Annotated in this window: 2 protein-coding genes; both read right to left on the bottom strand. The window is 64.9% G+C overall.

The window, feature by feature from the left end:
• A partial coding sequence (locus tag ACZYY4_RS23010) for a transposase (RefSeq protein ID WP_463812331.1) occupies window positions 1–891 on the bottom strand: 891 nt, incomplete at its 3' end.
• A gap of 35 nt (window positions 892–926) precedes the next feature.
• The coding region (locus ACZYY4_RS23005; RefSeq protein WP_463812330.1) for a hypothetical protein at window positions 927–1,121 on the bottom strand (195 nt) is incomplete at its 5' end.

Here is a 1,121-nt window from a genome sequence, read left to right as displayed (position 1 = left end):
GTGGTGAGTTGTGGTCAGGTAGGCCTGTTTGGGGGTGCGGTCGTCGAGGGCCTGGTGGGGTCGGATGGTGTTGTAGATGATGCGGAAGCGGTGGACTTCCATGTCTAGGGCGTCGCCGTCGCCGATGTAGCCGCGGAAGAGGTGCTCGTATTTGAGTGTTTCGAAGAATCGCTCGATGACACCGTTGGTTTGTGGTGATCTGATGCGGGTGCGGATGTGGCGCAGCAGTGGATCGTGGCCGGTGAAGAGACTTTGAAAGTCTTTTCCTCGGTAGCAGGGTCCGTTGTCGGAGACGATCGCGATGGGTGCAGGGGCGCAGCCGATGACGTTGTCGTCAGCGTCGAGGACGTCCATCTGCCCGCGGTCAAGTCGCAAGTCGACCACGTTGAGAATGCGGGCTGCTTCCTCGACCGCCAGCCGTATGCAGTGCACGGCGTCGAGGCCGCGACTGGTGGGGGTGACAGTGATGGCCAGGCAGTATTTGGTGACGTAGTCGATGACGGCGCTGATTCGCCAGATTCCGCCGTGGGCTGTTTCGAACTCCGAGAAGTCTGTCTGCCAGACCCGGTTGCGCTGGGTCGGCGGGTTGTGAAACACCCTTCGGCGTAACGCGGCCCATGACTTGCGGTCGGCCCGGAAGCCTTGAGGTAACAGCAGGCCGCGCCGCCGTAGCGCTCGCTGCACCGAGGAGTTGGTGACCTTGTGGCCATCGGCGCGCATCAGTGCGGCGACCTTGCGGTAGCCCCAGGCTGGCCACGCTTGGGCGTACTTGGCGGCCAGGGCCTCGATACGGTCGACCTTGGGTGCCGGCCAGGGGCCTTTGGGCGGGCTGCCGGCGCGCAGGCGGGCCAGCCGGCGTCGATAGGTCCGCTCCGGGATGCCGGCGAGCACTGCGAACCTCGAAACCGGCAGTCCTGCTGCCTCTCTTAGGGCTTCGAGGTCCGCGAAGGGACTTGGTCAGCCCAAGCCGCCCCGCGCTGCCAAATCCGCAGCTGCACCGTCGCCTCAGCGAGCGCGAGTTTGAGTTCCTGGTTCTCCTGCCGGAGTCGGCGCTGCTCAGGGGTGCCGGCCTGTCCTGCAGATCCACTCGGTACTTCCTGCATCCGTTGAGCGCCGGCCTC

This window comes from Mycobacterium sp. IDUB_21 (assembly GCF_055419425.1).
This window is presented reverse-complemented; position numbering and strand designations above follow the sequence as displayed.